This is a genomic window from Alloyangia mangrovi (assembly GCF_002300555.2).
Classification (GTDB): domain Bacteria; phylum Pseudomonadota; class Alphaproteobacteria; order Rhodobacterales; family Rhodobacteraceae; genus Salipiger; species Salipiger mangrovi.
Genome location: NZ_NTHN02000006.1, coordinates 42,472 through 60,350, shown reverse-complemented (window position 1 = coordinate 60,350; position 17,879 = coordinate 42,472). Strand labels below are relative to the sequence as shown.

At 68.4% G+C, this 17,879-nt stretch carries 12 protein-coding genes and 2 pseudogenes; 4 read left to right on the top strand and 10 right to left on the bottom strand.

The window, feature by feature from the left end; all coding sequences use genetic code 11:
* Window positions 1-92: 92 nt before the first annotated feature.
* The 7 genes and pseudogenes from addA to regB all read right to left on the bottom strand — a co-directional run bounded on the left by addA (window position 93) and on the right by regB (window position 11,529).
* Entirely contained in the window at window positions 93-3,467 is a 3,375-nt protein-coding gene (addA, locus tag CLG85_RS04965) for a double-strand break repair helicase AddA (protein ID WP_260348520.1), read from the bottom strand.
* A pseudogene (gene addB / locus CLG85_RS04960) lies at window positions 3,464-6,395 on the bottom strand (double-strand break repair protein AddB). Before addB ends, addA begins: the two are co-directional and overlap by 4 nt.
* Window positions 6,388-7,062 (bottom strand): nucleotidyltransferase family protein, encoded by a 675-nt coding sequence (locus CLG85_RS04955; protein WP_095884314.1) that lies wholly within the window; start codon window positions 7,060-7,062, stop codon window positions 6,388-6,390. Before CLG85_RS04955 ends, addB begins: the two are co-directional and overlap by 8 nt.
* A complete protein-coding gene (locus tag CLG85_RS04950) occupies window positions 7,062-8,021 on the bottom strand; it encodes an aminoglycoside phosphotransferase family protein (RefSeq protein WP_095884315.1) in 960 nt (319 codons plus the stop codon). Before CLG85_RS04950 ends, CLG85_RS04955 begins: the two co-directional genes overlap by 1 nt.
* Window positions 8,018-8,479, bottom strand: a complete 462-nt coding sequence (gene tsaE, locus CLG85_RS04945; RefSeq protein WP_095884316.1) for a tRNA (adenosine(37)-N6)-threonylcarbamoyltransferase complex ATPase subunit type 1 TsaE — start codon at window positions 8,477-8,479, stop codon at window positions 8,018-8,020. Before tsaE ends, CLG85_RS04950 begins: the two co-directional genes overlap by 4 nt.
* Before the next feature lie 76 nt (window positions 8,480-8,555).
* Complete coding sequence (locus CLG85_RS04940) at window positions 8,556-9,884, bottom strand: PAS-domain containing protein (protein ID WP_260348518.1); 1,329 nt, start codon at window positions 9,882-9,884, stop codon at window positions 8,556-8,558.
* 256 nt (window positions 9,885-10,140) lie between these two features.
* Window positions 10,141-11,529: a sensor histidine kinase RegB gene (gene regB / locus CLG85_RS04935; RefSeq protein ID WP_095881640.1), complete on the bottom strand. Its 1,389-nt coding sequence runs from the start codon at window positions 11,527-11,529 to the stop codon at window positions 10,141-10,143.
* A gap of 142 nt (window positions 11,530-11,671) precedes the next feature.
* Here regB and CLG85_RS04930 point away from each other — a divergent pair, with 142 nt between their 5' ends.
* Both CLG85_RS04930 and CLG85_RS04925 read left to right on the top strand, forming a co-directional pair.
* Window positions 11,672-12,307 (top strand): SCO family protein, encoded by a 636-nt coding sequence (locus CLG85_RS04930; RefSeq protein WP_095881655.1) that lies wholly within the window; start codon window positions 11,672-11,674, stop codon window positions 12,305-12,307.
* Between the two features lie 77 nt (window positions 12,308-12,384).
* Entirely contained in the window at window positions 12,385-12,939 is a 555-nt protein-coding gene (locus tag CLG85_RS04925; RefSeq protein ID WP_095881641.1) for an ActR/PrrA/RegA family redox response regulator transcription factor, read from the top strand.
* Between the two features lie 106 nt (window positions 12,940-13,045).
* Here the strand turns inward: CLG85_RS04925 and CLG85_RS04920 are convergent, their stop codons facing one another.
* From CLG85_RS04920 to CLG85_RS04910, 3 genes and pseudogenes are all read right to left on the bottom strand, one after another.
* Complete coding sequence (locus CLG85_RS04920) at window positions 13,046-13,534, bottom strand: GNAT family N-acetyltransferase (protein WP_095881642.1); 489 nt, start codon at window positions 13,532-13,534, stop codon at window positions 13,046-13,048.
* Window positions 13,531-14,095: pseudogene (locus CLG85_RS04915) on the bottom strand (hypothetical protein). Before CLG85_RS04915 ends, CLG85_RS04920 begins: the two are co-directional and overlap by 4 nt.
* A gap of 41 nt (window positions 14,096-14,136) precedes the next feature.
* On the bottom strand, window positions 14,137-14,817 hold the full coding sequence (locus tag CLG85_RS04910) for an FkbM family methyltransferase (RefSeq protein WP_095881643.1): 681 nt from the start codon (window positions 14,815-14,817) through the stop codon (window positions 14,137-14,139).
* Window positions 14,818-14,939: 122 nt separating this feature from the next.
* On the opposite strand from CLG85_RS04910, the gene ahcY reads away from it, so the two are divergent.
* Complete coding sequence (ahcY, locus tag CLG85_RS04905; protein ID WP_095881644.1) at window positions 14,940-16,325, top strand: adenosylhomocysteinase; 1,386 nt, start codon at window positions 14,940-14,942, stop codon at window positions 16,323-16,325.
* Window positions 16,326-16,484: 159 nt separating this feature from the next.
* Window positions 16,485-17,834, top strand: a complete 1,350-nt coding sequence (locus CLG85_RS04900) for an esterase-like activity of phytase family protein (protein ID WP_095881645.1) — start codon at window positions 16,485-16,487, stop codon at window positions 17,832-17,834.
* Window positions 17,835-17,879: the final 45 nt, after the last annotated feature.

Below are 17,879 nucleotides of genomic sequence, written 5' to 3'. Positions count from 1 at the left end.
GAGGTCTCCTTGGCAGGGGTTTGGCAGCAGGGCGCGCGGCAGAGGCGCACCCGGTGTTCGGGGGGCGAAGGTAGGCACCCCCCGGGGAGTCGTCAAGTTGGTGTAGTTCTCGAAAGGGCCGCAGACACCAGATCGTGTGGCAGGACCATCAGTTCCTGCGTGGCGGTCCAGACCAGTCCGGTTTCGATGCTGCGCCCCGGGAAAACCTGCGTCAAGGCGGCGGCATAGGCGCCCATCTGGCGCAGCAGGCCCTCGGGCACATCGGCGGGGGAACCGGGCACGGTGCGGTTCGACTTGAAGTCGAGCGCGATGACCTTTTCGGGGGTGACCAGCAGCCGGTCAATGACCCCGTGAATGCGGCCCAAAGGCTCTATCTCGGCGGAAATCGGCACTTCGGCGAGGGCGTCGACGGCAAAGACGGGGGTCAGCGTCGGCGCGCCGAGCACCGCGAGCGCCTCGGCGACGATGGTCTCGGTTTCCTCGGGCAGCTCCTCGGCGAGCGTCAGCACATGCGGCACGGCCTCGGCCCGCGCGGCGGCATCGAGCGGGGCGAGATGTTCGAGCAGCAGGTGCAGCACCGTGCCGCGCAGCTTGGCTTCTTCCTCGTCGAGCCCTTCTATCCCGGAGAGCGCCTTGGCACCGCCGAGGTCCGAGGGCGAGCGGCTCTCGGGAGGCGGCGCGGGCAGGGGCGCGGGGGTCAGCAGGTGCGGCTCCAGCTCGGGCAGAACCGGGGCCTGCGCCGTGACCTGCTCGAAGGGCAGGTGCGACCAGTCCGCCTGACCGAGCCGCAGGCCCTCGCCCGAGCCCCACCTTCCGAAATCGTAGCCGACCGTCTCCGCCCCGGCGCGCTCCATGCCCTTTTGCACCTGGTCGAACCAGGCGCTGCCGTCCTTGCCGAGGTTCCCGGCGGCGGCGACCACCAGCCATTTCTCGGCGCGGGTCAGGGCGACGTAGAGCAGCCGGTCGCGCTCGCGCTCGGCGGCGGCCTTGGCACGCTCCAGCGCCTCGGCCTGCACCTGCGGCTGCGACGCGGCGCTGGATTGCCAGACCATGCCTGCGGTCTCGCCCTCCCCGGCGGGCAGGAGGCGCTCGCGGATGGTCTTGGTGGGCTGGGCGCAGTCGGGCAGGATCACGATCGGCGCTTCCAGCCCCTTCGAGCCATGCACCGTCATCACCCGGATCCGCGCCCCGGCGCTGTCTGGGGCGCGCTTGATCTCGAGATCGTCGGACTGCATCCACTCGAGGAAGCCGGTGAGAGAGGGCACGGTGCTCTGCTCGTAGGCCAGCGCCTGTTGCAGCAGCGCGTTGATCCCGTCCTCGGCCTCTTCGCCAAGCCGGCCGAGCAGCTTCTGGCGGCCGCGGTGGCGGGTCAGGATGCGCTCGATCAGGTCGTAGGGGCGCAGGAAGTCGGTCTTGCCGAGCAGGTCGTCCATCACCCGCAGCACGGCGGGAAACTCCTCGCGCCGCTCGCGCAGGGCGACCCAGAGATAGCTGCCGGGCTTGCGGTCGTGCGCGAGGTCGAACAGCGCCTTCTCGGTCAGCCCGAAGAGCGGCGAGCGCAGCGCGGTGGCGAGCGAGAGGTCGTCCTCCGGGGTGGCGAGGAAGGCCAGCAGCGCGCCGATGTCCTTCACCGCCAGTTCCGACATGACCTTCAGCCGGTCGGCCCCTGCGATGGGCAACCCGCGCGCCTTGATGGCGCGGATGATCTCGGTGAAGAGCGTGCCGCGCCGCCGCACGAGGATCAGGAAGTCGCCGGCATGGGCGGGGCGGGCCTTGTACTGGCCCGAGAAGCCGATCTCGACGGGCAGCGGCTTGCCGATGGTCTCGGCAATGAAGCCCGCGATGCGGTTGGCCAGCCGCACCGTGTGATGCTGCGCGCCGACCCGGTCGACCGGCTCGTACCACTCGGCGTCGTCCTCTTCCTCCTTGGCGGGCTCGATATGGGGCCAGAGATCGACCCGGCCCGGCATCTCGGATTTGAACGCCTTGTGTCTCTGTTCCGGGGAAAAGCCCGACTCCTCGCGGCCCTCGAAGGTGGCGTCGACCAGCTTCAGCACCGGCCCGGCGGAGCGGAAGGAATATTCCAGCATCATCCGTGACAGCGGCGCCTCGGTGCCCTGCAGCCGTTCGGCGAAATCGTCGCACATGCGGTCGAACTCGCGCGGGTCGGCGCCCTGGAAGGAGTAAATCGACTGCTTCTTGTCGCCCACCACGAAGATCGTCCGCCGCACGTCGCCGCGCGCGCCCTCGCCCGAGGTGAACTCGCGCGCGAGCCGTTCGATCACCTGCCATTGCACCGGGCTGGTGTCCTGCGCCTCGTCGACGAGGATGTGGTCGATGCCGCCGTCGAGCCGGTAGAGCACCCAGTCGGCGACCCGGTCGTCGGCCAGGAGGTCGCGGGCACGCACCACGAGGTCGTCGAAATCGAGCCAGCCGCGGCGCATCTTCTCGGCCTCGTAGGCGGGCAGGAAGACCTGCGCGAAGCGGTGCAGGGTGATCTCGCGCTTCACCGCCTCGACCGCGAGGCGGCTTTCGCGGGCACTTTCGACCCGCTGCGCCAGCTGTTCCAGCCGCGGCGCGTCGGGACCGAGCGCCTGCTTGCTGTCCTTGGTCGGCACGCGGCTGCTGATCGTGCCCTTCTGGGTGAGCAGCGCGTCTTCGAGCGCCAGCATGCCGGCCATGTCCGGCCCGGTGAAGCGCTCGAGCTTGGCCGCTGCGCCCTGGTCGGTGCTCTTGCCCGCCTTCAGCACCGGGATCACCCGGGAGATGAGGTCGCTTTCGCTGCCAAGGAAGACCTCGGCCAGAACCGCATCCTCGTCCATGTCACCGGGCAGCCCGTAGAGCGCGCGGATGTCTTCGGGGCTGCGCGGCGGCAAGAAGGCCGCCTTGCGCCCGCAAAGCTCGGCCAGCAGTGCTTCGGGCTGTTCGCCGAGGAAGGGGGCCATGGCCTCGACCAGCCAAGCATCACGGCCCTCTGCCATGCGTTCCAGCACCTCGGCGCGCAGCATCTCTGCGGAGCGGTCCTCCATCTCGGTGAACTGCGGCGAGACCCCGGCCTCGAGCGGAAAACGCCGCAGCAGGCTCGCGCAGAAGGAGTGGATGGTCTGGATGCGCAGGCCGCCGGGCGTCTCGATGGCGCGGGCAAAGAGCGTGCGGGCCTGGCGCAGCCGCTCGGGCGGCAGCGCGCCGTCGAGGCCGAGCTGGCGCAGCTCGCCGATGAGCTGGTCGTCGTCGAGCATCGCCCAGGCCCCGAGCCGCTTGAACAGCCGGTTCTGCATCTCGGTGGCGGCGGCCTTGGTGTAGGTCAGGCAAAGGATGTGCTCGGGCAGTACCTCGTCGAGCAGCAGCCGGGCCACGCGGTCGGTGAGCACGCGGGTCTTGCCTGAACCCGCGTTGGCGGCGAGCCATGTGGAGGCATCGGGGCGGGCGGCCTCGACCTGCTTTTCGCTGGCCTCGTTGCGGCTCATTCCAGCATCTCCCGTTCGGCGGCGTCGATCACGTCCCATTCGCCGAAACGCGAGAGGTGGTCGTAGTCGGAAAAATCGTTCTCGCTGAGCATGGCGGCGCGGGCGGTATAGCCGCGATCCGGCTCGAACCAGCGGGTCATCAGGGTCTCGAACTGGCTCCAGACCTTGGCGGGGGGCACCTCGTCGAGCGGCGCCTCGACCTCGTTGGGATTGGCCGAGACAGAGACGAAGACGGCCCGCGCGGCGTGGCGCGGGTGCAGGTTCGGGAAGGCGCCGCGCTCGACCATCGCCGCTTCCAGCAAGAGCTGCTTGTCGAAATTCTTCTGCTGCTTGGCGGTTGGGGCGGGGCCGGTCTTGTAGTCGTAGAGATGGGCGTTGCCCTTCTCGTCGATGTCGATCCGGTCGGCGGTGCCCTTGAGGGTGAAGCCGAGGGACGCGATGTCGCTCGAGCCGCTGGTCTCGAAATGTGCCGGGCGGGCGATCTGCTGGCGTGCGGTCTCGGTGCGGGTGAACCACTCGGCGATACGCGAGATGCGCGACTGCCAGACATGGCGGGTCACCGGGAAGGGCAGCACCGCGGGGTCGCCGATCACCGTCGCGGCCTTGGCGCGCAGCGCCTCGGCGGTCAGAAGCCCCGGATCAGAGACGGTTTCGCGCACGAATTCCTCGAACACCTGGTGGATGAGGATGCCGCGCAGCAAGGCGTCAGGCGCACGTTGCAGCGGGTTGAGCGGGCGCAGCCGCAGGACGCGCTTGGCGTAGATGGCGTAAGGGTCGCGGATCAGCGTCTTGATCTCGGTGACCGAGAGCTGCCTTGGCCGCGCCGCGACCGGCGGCACCGGCGAGGGGCGGGCGGCCGAGGGCGCCTTGATCGGTGCCTCGACCTGCCGCGCCAGCGCCAGCCAGTGACGCCCGCGCGCCTGCATGGCCTTCAGCGCGTCGGGGCCCTGTTTCGCGGGCAGGCCGTTCATCAGGTTCATCAGGCGGTTCACCCAGCGGGCGGGCACCGTCTCGGCATCGTCGGATTTCAGCGCGCGGGTGATCCAGACCTCGTCGGCGGCGACCGCCTGCTGGAAGTCATGCGCGGCAAGACCGATGCGCCGCTCGGGCAGCAGGAGCCCGGCCTTGTGCCGCATGCGGCGGTTCAGCCACGGGTCTGCGCCGGGGATTTCCGGCCAGCTGCCCTCGTTGAGCCCGCCGAGGATCAGCAGCTCGGCGCCCATGACGCGGGCCTCGAGCGTGCCCCAGATCAGGATATGCGGGTGCGGTGCGTCGCGATCGCGAAGCTCGCCCTTGGCGAGGATCGCGCCAAACAGATCGGCATAGTCGCGGGCGTCGAGATCGGTGCCATGGCTGGCCTCGCCCTCGAGTTCGGCGACCACCTGCCGCGCCTTGCGGCCCGCGCCTTCCTTCCAGAGCTCGGAGTCGCCCTTTGCAGGGCCCGAAGCGATGGCCTCGGCGCGTTCCACGTGAATCATCAGCCAGTCGCTCAGCGCCTGCGTGCCATGAAGCGGCGGCTGGCAGAAGGTCTCGGCGACCCAATGCGCCCAGTCGGGGAAGCCCTCGGCTTCGCCCCAGGCCTCGATCAGTTCGGGCTGCGGGAAGGGCCAGCTTTTCTTGCGGATGTGCAGTTCAAGTTCGCGGGTGGCGCGCAGGTGGGTGTTGCGCTCCGATCCGCTGTGGGTCAGCGGGTGCTTCAGGAGCGACAGCAGGCTCTCGGCGGTCAGATCGCGCTGAAAGAGCGCCGCCACCTGCCGCAGGAACCGGCCCGGCGGGGTCAGCTGCAGCGGGATGCCGGCGCTGTCGTCGGGCACGATGTCCCAGCGGTCGAGCGCCGCCGTCACCTGCCGCGTCAGCATCCGGTCGGGGGTGATCAGCGCCGCCGTGGTGCCCTCTTCCGCCGCCTGCCGCAGTCGCAGCGCGATGGCCATGGCCTCCTCGCGCTTGGAGTTGGCCTCGACCAGCGTGAGCTTTTCGGTTGCCTCGGTCAGCTCGGGCAGGTGCACCCCCTCCGAGCGCCACTGGTCGGTGACCGGCGCGGGGCGCAGGGCGAGCGAGACCAGCCGGTTGCGCGTGGCGCTGGGCGCAGGTTGGTCGTGCCAATGCGGCAGTGTCACCGGATCGAGCGCAAGCTCGTGCAGCAGCCTTGCAAAGCGGAACTGCGGGTGGTCCTCGCCCGAGAGTGCATCGGTGAGCCCACCCCACACGGGCCCGGGCATGTCGAAATCATAGCCGGGCAGCACCAGCGCGCCTTGCGGCAGTCGCGAGACCGCGCACATCAGCCGATGCGTACCCCCGCGTGAGCCGGTGGAGCCGGCAAGGATCACCGGGTGCTCAGGCGGGGTCTCTTGCCAGCGTTTCAGTCTCTCTTCCAGCGCGTAGCGGCGGAAGGCGATGGTGTCCGGCGCCTCTTCGCCCTGCTCGAAGTAGCGCTGCACGATGTTCAGGAAGCTGAGCGCGCGCTGCCAGTGGCCGGATTCGTCGCTGACGTCGAGCGCGGCGATCTGGTCCGGGGAGACACCCTCGTCCTGCATCTCGTCCATCAGCGTGGCGAGGCTGTCGGCGAGATCGAAGAGCGCGGCGCGGGGGGGCAAGATCGGGCTGCGCGTCGAGCAGTTTCGACACCAATCCCGTGAGTTCGAGCCTGCGGCGCAGCGGCGGTACCGGCGCGGGCAGGTCGCGCAGCGCGGCGGGGTCGGCCATGTCGGTGAGCAGGCGGATGCGCGGCAGCAGGGTCGCGGGCCCTTGATCGAAGATCGCCTTCACCCGCCGCGCCATGCGGCTGGTGTTGAGGATCAGCTCGACGCCAGCCATCTCCTCGGGCGGGCGGCCTGCCATGCGGTCGCGCAGACCGGCGACCAGCGCGGCGGGGAAGTCGACGCCGGGGGCGAGGCCAAAGACGCGGGGGCTGCCGGAGGGCTCAAACATGGCGGGCCAGCATCTCTTCGGCAAGCGTGATGCCCTCGGGGTGGCCGACATCGGCCCAGTGGCCGGGGTAGTCGAGTCCGTGCAGGCGGCCCTCGTTGCCCATCCGCTGCCAGAGCAGGCGCAGCGAGAACACCTCCTCGGGCACCTCGGCGAGCAGCTCGGTCTTGATGATCTGCGCGCCGGTGTAGACGTGATCGCCTTTCCATCGCAGCTGGCCATCGTCTTGCAGGGTAAAGTCACCCGCACCCTTGCGGCCCACGGCGCGGGCCAGCGGCACGCAGAGCAGCAGCGCGTCCATGCGGGCGGGATCCCAGGCCTCGGCCAGAAGGTCCAGCGGGTTGGGCCCGGCCCAGACGGCATCGGTGTTGAGCGTGAAGACCGGCTCCGGCCCCAAGAGCGGCAGCGCATGGCGCAGCCCGCCGCCGGTGTCGAGGATCTCCGGCTGTTCGACCGAGACGACGACCCCGCTGCGGTCGAGATGCGCTGCGACCTGTTCGGCGCGGTAATGGGCATTCACGATGCGGGTGGGCAGGCCGGTCGTCAGCGCCAGCGCGTGGTCGAGCAGCGGCTTTCCGGCGACCTCGATCAGCGGCTTGGGACGGTCGGCGGTGAGCGCGCCCATGCGCGTGCCGAAGCCCGCGGCAAAGAGCATCACGGCGTGGGGCATCAGGATTTCAGCCTTTCGAGTGTCTCGGGCGTGGGCGCGGGCAGGGAGCGGGCAAGCAGGGCGCGCAGCTCGGCCACGGCGGGATGCGCCAAATCGGTCTGCAGGTTGCCCCAGACGCGCGGGATCAGGTCGATGTACTGCGGCTTGCCGCGGGTCTTGGCGAGCGAGGCGAAGATCCCGAGGATGCGCAGGCTGCGCTGTACCCCGAGCACGGCCAGCGCGCTGCGGAAGCGGGTCTCGTCGGCGCCGGTTTCCCCGAGATAGTGCCTGATGCAGGCCTCGGCGGTCTCGGCGGAGACGTCCCGGCGCGCGTCGCGGATCAGCGAGATCAGGTCGTAGGCGCGGGGCCCCTTGAGCGCGTCCTGGAAATCGAGAAGCCCGGCCCGTGCGGCGCCATCGCGCCCGGGCAGCCAGAGGATGTTCTCGGCGTGATAGTCGCGCAGGATCATCACGTCTGTTTCCGGCGCGTGCTCGGCGATCAGATCGTGCAGCGCGGCGATGACCGCGTCGCGGGTTTGCGGGTCCTGCGGCGCACCCGTGCCGGGCACGTAGGCGTCGAAGGCGAGGCCGGTGATCTGCGACAGGTGCGCGGCGTCGGCCACGGGCAAATTCTCGGGCGGGGCGTGCCGGTGCAGGGCGATCAGCGCGTCGGTTGCCACGAGATAGAGCCGCTTTTCACTCTCGACGTCGGTACAGAGCCGCGCCAACAGCCCGTCGCCGAGGTCTTCCAAAAGCAGAAGGCCCGGGGCCTCGGCCAGCACGCGCGGGGCGCTCAGGCCGATCGACAGCAGGTGCCGCGCGAGCCGGGCAAAGAGCGCCACGTCGCCCTCGGGGTCGTCCATCAGGATGGCGCTCTCCGCGCCACGTGTCAGACGGGTATAGCGGCGCGACGAGGCGTCGCCGGCGAGCGGCTGCGCCACGGCATCGCTCCAGCCCGCAGTGAGCAGAAATTCTTTCACGAAAGCCCCTCCAGGCGGCTGTCCCAGCGCGCGTCCTGCCAGTCGAGCGTCACCCGCCGGGTCTCGTCGCCGGTCACCTCGAAGCTGAGGGTCAGCGCCGCGGCGGGGGTGAGATCCTCGAGCCGGTCTGGCCATTCGACGAGGCAGATCGCCTCGTCAAAGGCTTCGGTCAGCCCCAGTTCGACCACCTGGTCGGGGTCCGAGAGGCGGTAGAGGTCGGTGTGCCAAAGCTCGCCCGTGGGCACGTCGTAGACCTGAACCAGCGTGAACGTGGGCGAGGGCACATCCTCGGGTTCGTCCATCAGCGATTGGATCAGGCAGCGGGCGAAATGGGTCTTGCCCGCCCCGATGCCGCCGATCAGCAGCAGCACGTCGCCGGGACGCAGGCGCGGGGCCAGCGTGGCGGCCAGCGCGCAGGTGGCGTCTGGGGAGGGCAGGGACAGGGCGCGCGTCGTCATGGCGGGAAGATACAATCCCCGCCCGCGCGCGCAAGCCGGATCGGGACGTCAGCCCGGCACGTCCGCCATCCGGGGATCAGCGGCGAAGCGCAGCAGCGTCGCACCCCCGGCCATGGGGCTGACCTTGCAGAGCAATGGCCGGCCGTCGCGCAGGACGAGCGGTGCCTCCCATGCGGCGCGGTCCCGCAGGCTCAGCACGAAATCGCGGATATCGCCCCAGATCGGGCTGGGGGTGCAGGCGGCTTGCCACGAGGCGGTGGCCTCGGTCACCGACAGATCGGCGACGCAGGTGTCGGGATCCTCGCCCCAGAGCCCGCGATAGGCCTCGTTGCAGAAGCTTAGGGCGCCTTGCGGCGAAAAAAACCGCCACCGCCTCCTCGAGGCTGTCGAGCACCGAATGGGCCTGTTCCAGCTCCTGCCGGAAGCGCCGGGTGAGGGTGATCTCGGAGCTGATGTCCTCGAAGAGGAAGGCAATCCCGGCGTCGGGATGCGGCCGCCCGGTGATCCGGTAGGTCAACCCCGAGGGCAGCTCCCATGTCTCGATGTAGAGATCGGAGGAGGCCGCGGCGATGAGCCCGGTCAGGTGGTCGCGCCAGCACTTGTAGTTCTTCGGCTCGGGCATCATGCGCCCCTCGCGCAGCGTGTCGAAGACGCTCATCAGGTTGGGGCGGGTGCTCAGGAACTCGGCCTGCAGGCCGGTGAGATCGATCAGCGCGGGGTTGAACAGCACCAGCCGGTGATCGCGGTCGAAGACGGCAAGGCCGATGGGCAGATGCGCGAAGATGCGGGTCAGCGTCTGCAGGAAGCTGCGCTGGTTGATCTCGGCGCGGATGATGGCGTCGATATTGGTGGCGAAATGCATCCAGCCGTCGCGGTTGCGATGGGACTGCACCTCGTACCAATAGCGGCTGTCCTCGCCGCGCGCGCCGAGCGCGGTCCGGCTGCGGCGCGTGTCGCTGCCGTCGGGGGCCGCCAGATCGAAGGGGGCGGGGCCGGTCGGCGAGGCATCGACCTGCGCGCAGGCATCCTCGTAGGCGGCATTGCACCAGATCACGTTCTTGGTCTCGTCGGACTGCCAGATCGGGCAGGGCACGAGCGCGAGGGCGCGGCGCAGGCGGGGCAGCTCGCTCTGCTCCTGCAGCAGCTTGAGCCGGGTACCCGCGGACATGGGCTCTGCCTCGATCGAGAGCCGCAGCGCGCGTCCCTCGGGGCGGACCAGCAGTCGGGCGCCTGTTGCGCCGAGGGCGGGATAACTGGCGGGCTCGGCGGGCAGCAGAGAGGGCAGCGGGCCGAAGTATGTCTCGAGCCGTGGTCGCAGCGACGGCCAGTCGGGCGTGTCGCCGGGCTCTGTTTCTAGAAAGCTTCGCGCCGCGCCCGTGAGATCGACGACCCGGTCGCCGATCATCAATATCTCAGTTTCACTATTGCGGAAACCCGGCGTTTCGGTGGCTTGCCCCGAGGCGTCCCGCCGTCGAGGCGAGCGCAGGGCGTAGGTTCCGAAAAACGCCGCGATTCCAGCGCCGGTTCCGATGGCAAGCGCGATTGTCAGCTCCAATCTGGCCTCCGCATTGCAGGACGTTCGGCCAGATTACGGTCTTAATAGTTAATAGAATGTAAATCTTGAGCGAGCGATCAAGAGAGGCGTTCCGTGGTGATCGGGGTCAGGCGTCGAAGACGGGGTTCTTGCCGAGCGGGGTGCCCGGCGCCAGTTCGGGAGCGACGATGGCCTCGCGCGGCCAGACCAGTTCGACCACCGCGCCCCGGCGCGTGCCCGGGGGCTCGGGCATGGTCGGATCCGAGCCATTGGCAAAGCTCAGCTCGGCGCCGGAGCGTTCGAGCAGGGTCTTGGCGATGAAGAGACCGAGCCCCATGCCCTCGTATTCGGGCCGGGCGCGGCGCTCGGCCTCGGTCTTGCGGCGGCGGATCATCGGATCGCCGATGCGGCCGATGAGGTGCGGCGGAAAGCCCGGCCCGTCGTCGATGATCCGTACGGTGACGCTCTGCGCATCCCATCCGGTTTCGATCCAGACCCGGCTGCGGGCGAAATCGACGGCGTTCTGCACGAGGTTGCGCAGCCCGTGGATCACCTCGGGGTGGCGCAGGACCTGCGGCATCGGCAGGTCGGTCTCGCCGATCGTCTCGAGGCTCACCTGCTTGCCGCGGTTCTCATGTGGCTCGGCCGCCTCGCGGATCACCTCGGTGAGCGGGGCGGTGCGCAGGTGCAGGTCGTCTTTCCCGGCGCGCCCCATGGAGCGCAGGATGTCGCGGCAGCGGTCAGCCTGCGCCCGGATCAGCCGTGCGTCCTCCTGCAGCTCGGGGCGGTCGTCGAGTTCCTCGATCAGCTCGGCCGAGGTCAGCTTGATCGTCGCCAGCGGCGTGCCCAGCTCATGCGCCGCCGCGGCCACCACGCCGCCGAGATCGTTGAGCTTCTGCTGCCGCGACAGGGCCATTTGCGTGGCGTTGAGCGCGTCCGACATGGCGTTCATCTCGGTGGTGACCCGGCGCGCGTAGACCGACAGGAAGACCAGCGCGATGGTCACCGCCACCCATTGGCCGAAGACGAAGAGATCGGGGATCTGCAGCACCTGACCGTCGACCGTGTGTAGCGGCACATGGGCAAAGACCATGCCCGATATCAGAAGGAAGGCAGTGACGTTGAGCACGATGGTCGACCGCAACGACAGCATCACCGCCGAGACGGTCACCGGGCCCAGCACCATGACCGAGAAGGGATTGTGCAGCCCGCCGGTGAGATAGAGCAGGAAGCACAGCTGCAAGAGGTCGAACATCACCATGAGGAAGTTCTCGGCTTCCGACAGGCGCTTGGTTTCCGGGAAGATCAGGCTGGCGACAAGGTTGCCCATCACCGAGATGCCCACGGCGAGGTAGCACAGGCCGAGCGGAAGCTGCAGGTCGTAGACCGACTGCGCCACCACAAGCGCCGCGATCTGGCCGACGATGGCCACCCAGCGCAGCAGGATCATCGTGCGCAGGCGGATGAAGGTGCTGCGTTCTTCCTGCCAGGGCAGGACCAGGTCCGTCGGGCTCATGCCGGTGTCATCTTTCGCGTGGTTTCTTGGCTTGCGCCCCGGGGGGCAATCGTTAGGTCTGGGAGTGTCATGCCCGGGGCGGGGATTTGCAATGCGCCTTGCCCCGATGCCCGGCCCGATCACGACCTGGAAGGATCCCGCCATGAAACCCGCCACGCTTGTCGCCATCGTTGCCGCCGGTGGTCTCGTCGCCCTCTCCGCCGGAATCTGGGTGGCGACGCAATGGGGCCGCGGCGACGATCCCTTCGCCGACTGCCGAGAAGGTGTGGTGGCTGGCGGGGCCGGGGCGATCGGCGGGCCCTTCGAGCTGGTGCTCCCCTCGGGCGAGACGGTCACCGATGCGGAGGTGATCACCGAGCCGACGCTGCTTTATTTCGGCTATACCTTCTGCCCGGACATCTGCCCGCTCGACAATGTCCGCAACGCCGATGCGGTCGACCTCCTGGCCGAGGCCGGCTACTCGGTGACGCCGGTGATGATCTCCGTCGATCCGGCCCGGGACACGCCCGAGGTTATGGGGCAGTATGCCGCCAACATCCACGACAAGATGATCGGACTGACCGGCTCGGAGGCGCAGGTCGCGCAGGCCGCAAAGGCCTATCGCGCCTATTACAAGAAGAACGACGACGATCCCGAGTTCTACTCGGTGGATCACTCGGCCTTCACCTACCTCGTCCTGCCCGGGATCGGCTTTGCAGAGTTTTTCCGCCGCGACGTGTCGCCGGTGCAGCTGGCCGAGCGCGCCACCTGTTTCATCGAGCGCATGGGACCGGCTTGATTTGACCGCATGTCGCGGGCGGGATAAGAGAATTTCTCATACGGCGCTTCAAGCCGGTCCATAGGACGGGGGCCTCCGTGGCGGAACTTACACAAGACGATCTGGGCGACGATCGCTCGCTCCTGCTGGTCGACGACGACGAGCCTTTCCTCAAGCGGCTGGCCAAGGCCATGGAAAAACGCGGCTTCGAGGTCGAGACCGCCGAGTCCGTCGCGGCGGGCACCGCCATCGCCAAGGCCCGTCCGCCGGCCTATGCCGTGGTCGACCTGCGGCTCGAGGACGGCAACGGGCTCGACGTGGTCGAGGTGCTTCGCGAGCGCCGCCCCGACAGCCGGATCGTCGTGCTGACCGGCTATGGCGCGATCGCCACCGCCGTCGCCGCGGTGAAGATCGGCGCCACCGACTACCTGTCGAAACCGGCTGATGCCACCGACATCACCAATGCGCTGCTGTCGCGCGGTGACGACCTGCCGCCGCCGCCGGAAAACCCGATGAGCGCCGACCGGGTGCGCTGGGAGCATATCCAGCGGGTCTACGAGCTTTGCGACCGCAACGTCTCGGAGACCGCGCGGAGGCTCAACATGCACCGCCGGACGCTGCAGCGGATCCTCGCGAAGCGCTCGCCGAAGTGACGGGGAGCGCCCTCGCGGGCGCTGCCTCCGGCGGGGATATTTCTGCCTAGAAGAAATCAGGGGCCGTGCTTTGCAAGGGGCGCGGCTTTCGGGTGTTCAGCTGGGGTCAGAGATCGTAGCGCTTGAGCACCTTGTCGACGGTGCGGCCGTCGCCGAGGCGGTAGTCGCGGATATGGCCGTAATCCTCGAAGCCGCGGCTCTGGTAGTAGATCAGGCCGCCCTCGTTGTCGGCGCGGATTTCGGCATTGATCCAGGCATAGCCCTCGGCGCGGCAGGCGGCGCGGGTGGCCTCGAAGAGCGCCGATCCGATGCCGAGCCCGGTGCGCCCGACCCGTGCGAAGCTGGCGATCTGCGCGACGCTGTCGCCGAGCCTCGTGTGCGGCTCGACCCATTGGAAGCCGAGCAGCGCGCCGGCATCGTCCTCGGCGATATGCCAGATGGCCCGCGGGACGCGCATCCAGCCGCGCAAGTCCTCTGCACTCACCGGGGCGGTCATCGCGGTGGTGCCGCCCCGGGCGATCACCTCGTTGAGCAGCTCGGCCATGGGCCGGGCATCGAGCGCGCCGGCGCGGCGGACTGTGATCGGCGCGCTCATAGCTCGGCCAGCAGTTCGGCGTGGCGCGCGGTATAGGCACGGCGGACCTCGACCGGGGGGGCGCAGGTGGATGTCGAGCCCCGCGATCAGCGCCGGTTCGGGGCGCTTGAAGAAGCGCGAGGCCTCGGTTTCGGAGAAGCCGGCGATCTGGGTGGCTTCCATCCAGGCCGAGACGTTGTCGGCCTTCTTGATCTGTTTCTTGAGGCGGATGCTAGGGGCGGCGGGCAGGCCGAAACGGATGTGGATCGCCGCCGCCAGCCGCTTGTCGAGTTCGCCGTAGCCCGGGCCGACCGCCGCCTTCACCGGCGAGATCATGTCGCCGATGACGTATTCGGGGGCGTCGTGCAGCAGGGCGAAGAGCTTCTCGGCGGGCTTGGCGCCGGGGCAGAGGCGGCAGAACAGCGTCTCGACCAGCAGTGAGTGCTCGGCGACGGAATAGGGGAAGTCGCCCTTGGTCTGGCCGTTCCATCGCGCGACGAAGGCGAGGCCATGGGCGATGTCCTCGATCTCGATGTCCACCGGGGTGGGGTCGAGCAGGTCGAGGCGCCGGCCGGAGAGCATGCGCTGCCAGGCGCGGGGTTGCTTGGGGATGGGGGGCATCTTCAGAGGTCCAGGTCTTCGGTGGCGTAGACAAAATTGCCGTGCAGCCTGCCGCAGACCCGGTAGCCGAGGCCGCGGAACGTGCGCTGGATCCAGCTTTCGTTGCCGTGGTTCTCGAGGATCAGGATCGGGCGGCAGCGGTGGATGAGGTGATAGGCACCCTTGAGCGCGCGCTTCTCGTGGCCCTCCACGTCGAGTTGCAGGATCGAGACCTGCCGGTCGCGGGGGATGGCGAAGTCGAGCATCGCCGCCTGCACCGCGGTGACGCCGGGGCCGGGCGCCTCGGTGACATGCGAGAGGCCGCCAAGCGGCGCGCCCTCTGCGTCATGGGTGCGGAAGTGCAGCGTCTCCTCGACGTTCGACAGGCCGACATTGGTCAGGGTGACATTCTCGAGCGCGTTGAGCCGGAGGGTTTCCACCGCGCAGGCGTAGCTGCCGGGGTTCGGCTCGAAGGCCCAGAGCCTGGCGCCGGGGGCCAGAGCCGCCGCGACGCCGGGCAGGAAGTCCCCAAAGAAGGTGCCGGCGTGGATCACGTCCCCGCCCGCCGCGTGGGCACGCATGAAGGCGATGGTCTGCGGCTCGTAGATCAAGCCCGCGAGAACGGCCCTCACCGCAGGGCGCGTGGCGAGCCCGGCGGGCACGCAGTAACGGCCGTATGCGTTGCTGGGAGGGGTCTGGTCCATGCTGCGGCTGCCTTCGGCGGATTATTCTTCCGTTTAGGCAGGACTGTGATGCACGTTGCGGGGCATAGCAAGGGATGCTACCCAGCCCCGCAATCCCGATATTCGAACTGGAGCGCCGGACCATGGCTGAAGACTATATCGTCAAGGACATCTCGCTGGCCGATTTTGGCCGCAAGGAACTCGACATCGCCGAAACCGAGATGCCGGGCCTGATGGCCTGCCGCGCCGAGTTCGGCGAGGCGCAACCGCTCAAGGGCGCGCGCATCGTCGGCTCGCTGCACATGACGATCCAGACCGCCGTGCTGATCGAGACGCTGAAGGCGCTGGGCGCCGACGTGCGCTGGGCCTCGTGCAACATCTTCTCGACGCAGGACCATGCCGCCGCCGCGATTGCCGCGGGCGGCACGCCGGTCTTCGCGGTGAAGGGCCAGACGCTGGAAGAGCACTGGGATTACCTCGACCGCTCGTTCATGTTCCCCGAGGGCGCGAACATGATCCTCGACGACGGCGGCGACGCGACGCTCTACATCCTGCTCGGCGCGCGCGCCGAGGCGGGTGAGGATCTGGGCGTTGCGACCTCGGAAGAGGAAGCGGTGATCCACGCGCAGATCAAGAAGCGCATGGAGCAAAGCCCGGGCTGGTTCACCAAGACCCGCGGCGACATCATGGGCGTGTCGGAAGAGACCACCACCGGCGTGCACCGACTGTATGACCTGCAGAAGAAGGGCCTGCTGCCCTTCCCGGCGATCAACGTCAACGACTCGGTCACCAAGTCGAAGTTCGACAACAAGTACGGCTGCCGCGAGAGCCTCGTGGACGGCATCCGCCGCGCCACCGACGTGATGCTGGCGGGCAAGGTCGCCGTGGTCTGCGGCTACGGCGACGTGGGCAAGGGCTCGGCCGCCTCGCTGGCCGGTGCCGGTGCGCGGGTGAAAGTGACCGAGGCCGACCCGATCTGCGCCCTGCAGGCGGCGATGGATGGCTTCGAGGTGGTGCTGCTGGAGGACGTCGTTGCCGACGCCGACATCTTCATCACAACCACCGGCAACAAGGACGTGATCCGCATCGAGCACATGCGCGAGATGAAGAACATGGCCATCGTCGGCAACATCGGCCACTTCGACAACGAGATCCAGGTGGCCTCGCTGAAGAACCACAAGTGGACCAACATCAAGGACCAGGTGGACATGATCGAGATGCCCTCGGGCAACAAGATCATCCTGCTGTCGGAAGGCCGCCTGCTGAACCTCGGCAATGCCACCGGCCACCCGAGCTTCGTGATGTCGGCCTCCTTCACCAACCAGGTGCTGGCGCAGATCGAGCTCTACAAGAACGGCGACCAGTACGAGAACAAGGTCTACATCCTGCCCAAGCACCTCGACGAGAAGGTCGCGCGCCTGCACCTCGAGCGCGTCGGGGCCAAGCTGACCCAGCTTTCGACCGAGCAGGCGGCCTATATCGGCGTGACGCCGGAAGGCCCGTTCAAGCCCGAGCATTACCGCTACTGAGTTAGAGCCTGACTCAGGCTGATTGCAGACGCCCCGCCCCTTGGCGGGGCGTCTTGCGTTTGGTGCGCGCGGTTTCACCGGGGCGTCACATCACGGCCACGTGAGCGTTACGCAAGGCCCGTAGCAGCGGCGCATCACTGCATCCACGAGGAGTTCCCGATGCGCCTTTCGCTTTCCCTTCTCGCCCTCGCCAGCGCGGTTGCCGCGCCCGCCACGGCCCAGGAAGTCTTCCCGGCCAAGCTCGCCGGTCACGCCTATCTGCCGGCGCTGTCGCTGGTCGAGCCGCCGGCCGACGCGCCGCGCGACGCCTGGCTGTCGGGCAAGTTCACCGGCGCCGCGCGCAACGGGCAGGCGATGAGTGTCGAGGGCAACACCGGCAAGAACTATGGCAACCACGGCACCGGCATCTCGCTGCCTTTCATCGGCCAGCCGGTGCAGGGCATGTCGGGCTTTGCCATGACTCGCGCCGAGGATGGCAGCTTCTACACGCTGACCGACAATGGCTTCGGCTCGAAGCGCAACTCCCCTGACGCGATGCTGTTCTTCCACCGCATGGCCCCCGATTTCGAGACCGGCACCGTCGAGCGCCGCGAGACCGTGTTCCTGTCGGACCCCGACCACAAGGTGCCCTTCCGCATCTCCTACGAAGGCACCGAGAGCCGCTATCTGACCGGGGCTGATTTCGACACCGAGTCGATCCAGGTGCTGGACGGCGAGATCTGGATCGGCGACGAGTTCGGCCCCTACATCATCCGTGCGGGTCTCGACGGCGTGGTGAAGGAAGTCTTTGCCACCAAGCTCGACGGCAAGGAGCTGCACGGGCCCGACACCTACAGTGTGTTCGTCCCGGCAACCGCAGGCACCGATTTCCAGGTGCAGCGCTCGGGCGGCTACGAGGGCATGGCGCTGCAGCCGGGCACGAACCTGCTTTGGGCGATGCTGGAAAAGCCGATCCTCATCGAGGGCGGCGAGACCGAGGGGCCCTTCCTGCGGGTCATCGCCTTCGACCCCAAAGCGGGCGAATGGACCGGCGAGAGCGTGAAGTTCCAGCTCGCCGAAGGCGCGACCGCAATCGGTGATTTCAATTTCATCGACGAGACCCGCGCGCTGGTCATCGAGCGCGACAACGGCGAGGGCGACCTGGCGCAGGCCTGTGCCGAGGGCGCGAGCGAGACCGCCGACTGCTATCCGAACCCCGCCAAGGTGAAGAACATCGTTCTGGTCGACATGGGCGACACCGATGAAGAGGGCTTCATCCGCCGCATCGGCCAGATCGACCTGCTCGACATCGCCGATCCGGATGCGAAGGCGCTGGAGGGCATGGGCGCGGGAGGCGATCACTTCAGCTTCCCCTTCTTCACCATCGAGGACGTGATCGCGGTGGACGACACCCACATCCTCGTCGCCAACGACAACAACCTGCCTTTCTCGGGCGGGCGCGTGCCGGGCGAGGCGGCGCACAACGAGTTCATCCTTCTCGAGGTGCCCGAACTTCTGGCGGCGAAGTAAGCCGCGTCGGAACGAAAAAGGAGGCGCCGATGGGCGCCTCCTTGT

What these genes read in the sequence shown, in the direction of transcription:
- CLG85_RS04930 (WP_095881655.1), top strand. Translation starts at nt 11,672, where the DNA reads ATGAAACCCGCCACGCTTGTCGCCATCGTTGCCGCCGGTGGTCTCGTC.
- CLG85_RS04940 (WP_260348518.1), bottom strand. Translation starts at nt 9,884, where the DNA reads ATGATCGGCGACCGGGTCGTCGATCTCACGGGCGCGGCGCGAAGCTTT.
- CLG85_RS04900 (WP_095881645.1), top strand. Translation starts at nt 16,485, where the DNA reads ATGCGCCTTTCGCTTTCCCTTCTCGCCCTCGCCAGCGCGGTTGCCGCG.
- tsaE (WP_095884316.1), bottom strand. Translation starts at nt 8,479, where the DNA reads ATGACGACGCGCGCCCTGTCCCTGCCCTCCCCAGACGCCACCTGCGCG.
- CLG85_RS04910 (WP_095881643.1), bottom strand. Translation starts at nt 14,817, where the DNA reads ATGGACCAGACCCCTCCCAGCAACGCATACGGCCGTTACTGCGTGCCC.
- CLG85_RS04920 (WP_095881642.1), bottom strand. Translation starts at nt 13,534, where the DNA reads ATGAGCGCGCCGATCACAGTCCGCCGCGCCGGCGCGCTCGATGCCCGG.
- addA (WP_260348520.1), bottom strand. Translation starts at nt 3,467, where the DNA reads ATGAGCCGCAACGAGGCCAGCGAAAAGCAGGTCGAGGCCGCCCGCCCC.
- ahcY (WP_095881644.1), top strand. Translation starts at nt 14,940, where the DNA reads ATGGCTGAAGACTATATCGTCAAGGACATCTCGCTGGCCGATTTTGGC.
- regB (WP_095881640.1), bottom strand. Translation starts at nt 11,529, where the DNA reads ATGAGCCCGACGGACCTGGTCCTGCCCTGGCAGGAAGAACGCAGCACC.
- CLG85_RS04955 (WP_095884314.1), bottom strand. Translation starts at nt 7,062, where the DNA reads ATGCCCCACGCCGTGATGCTCTTTGCCGCGGGCTTCGGCACGCGCATG.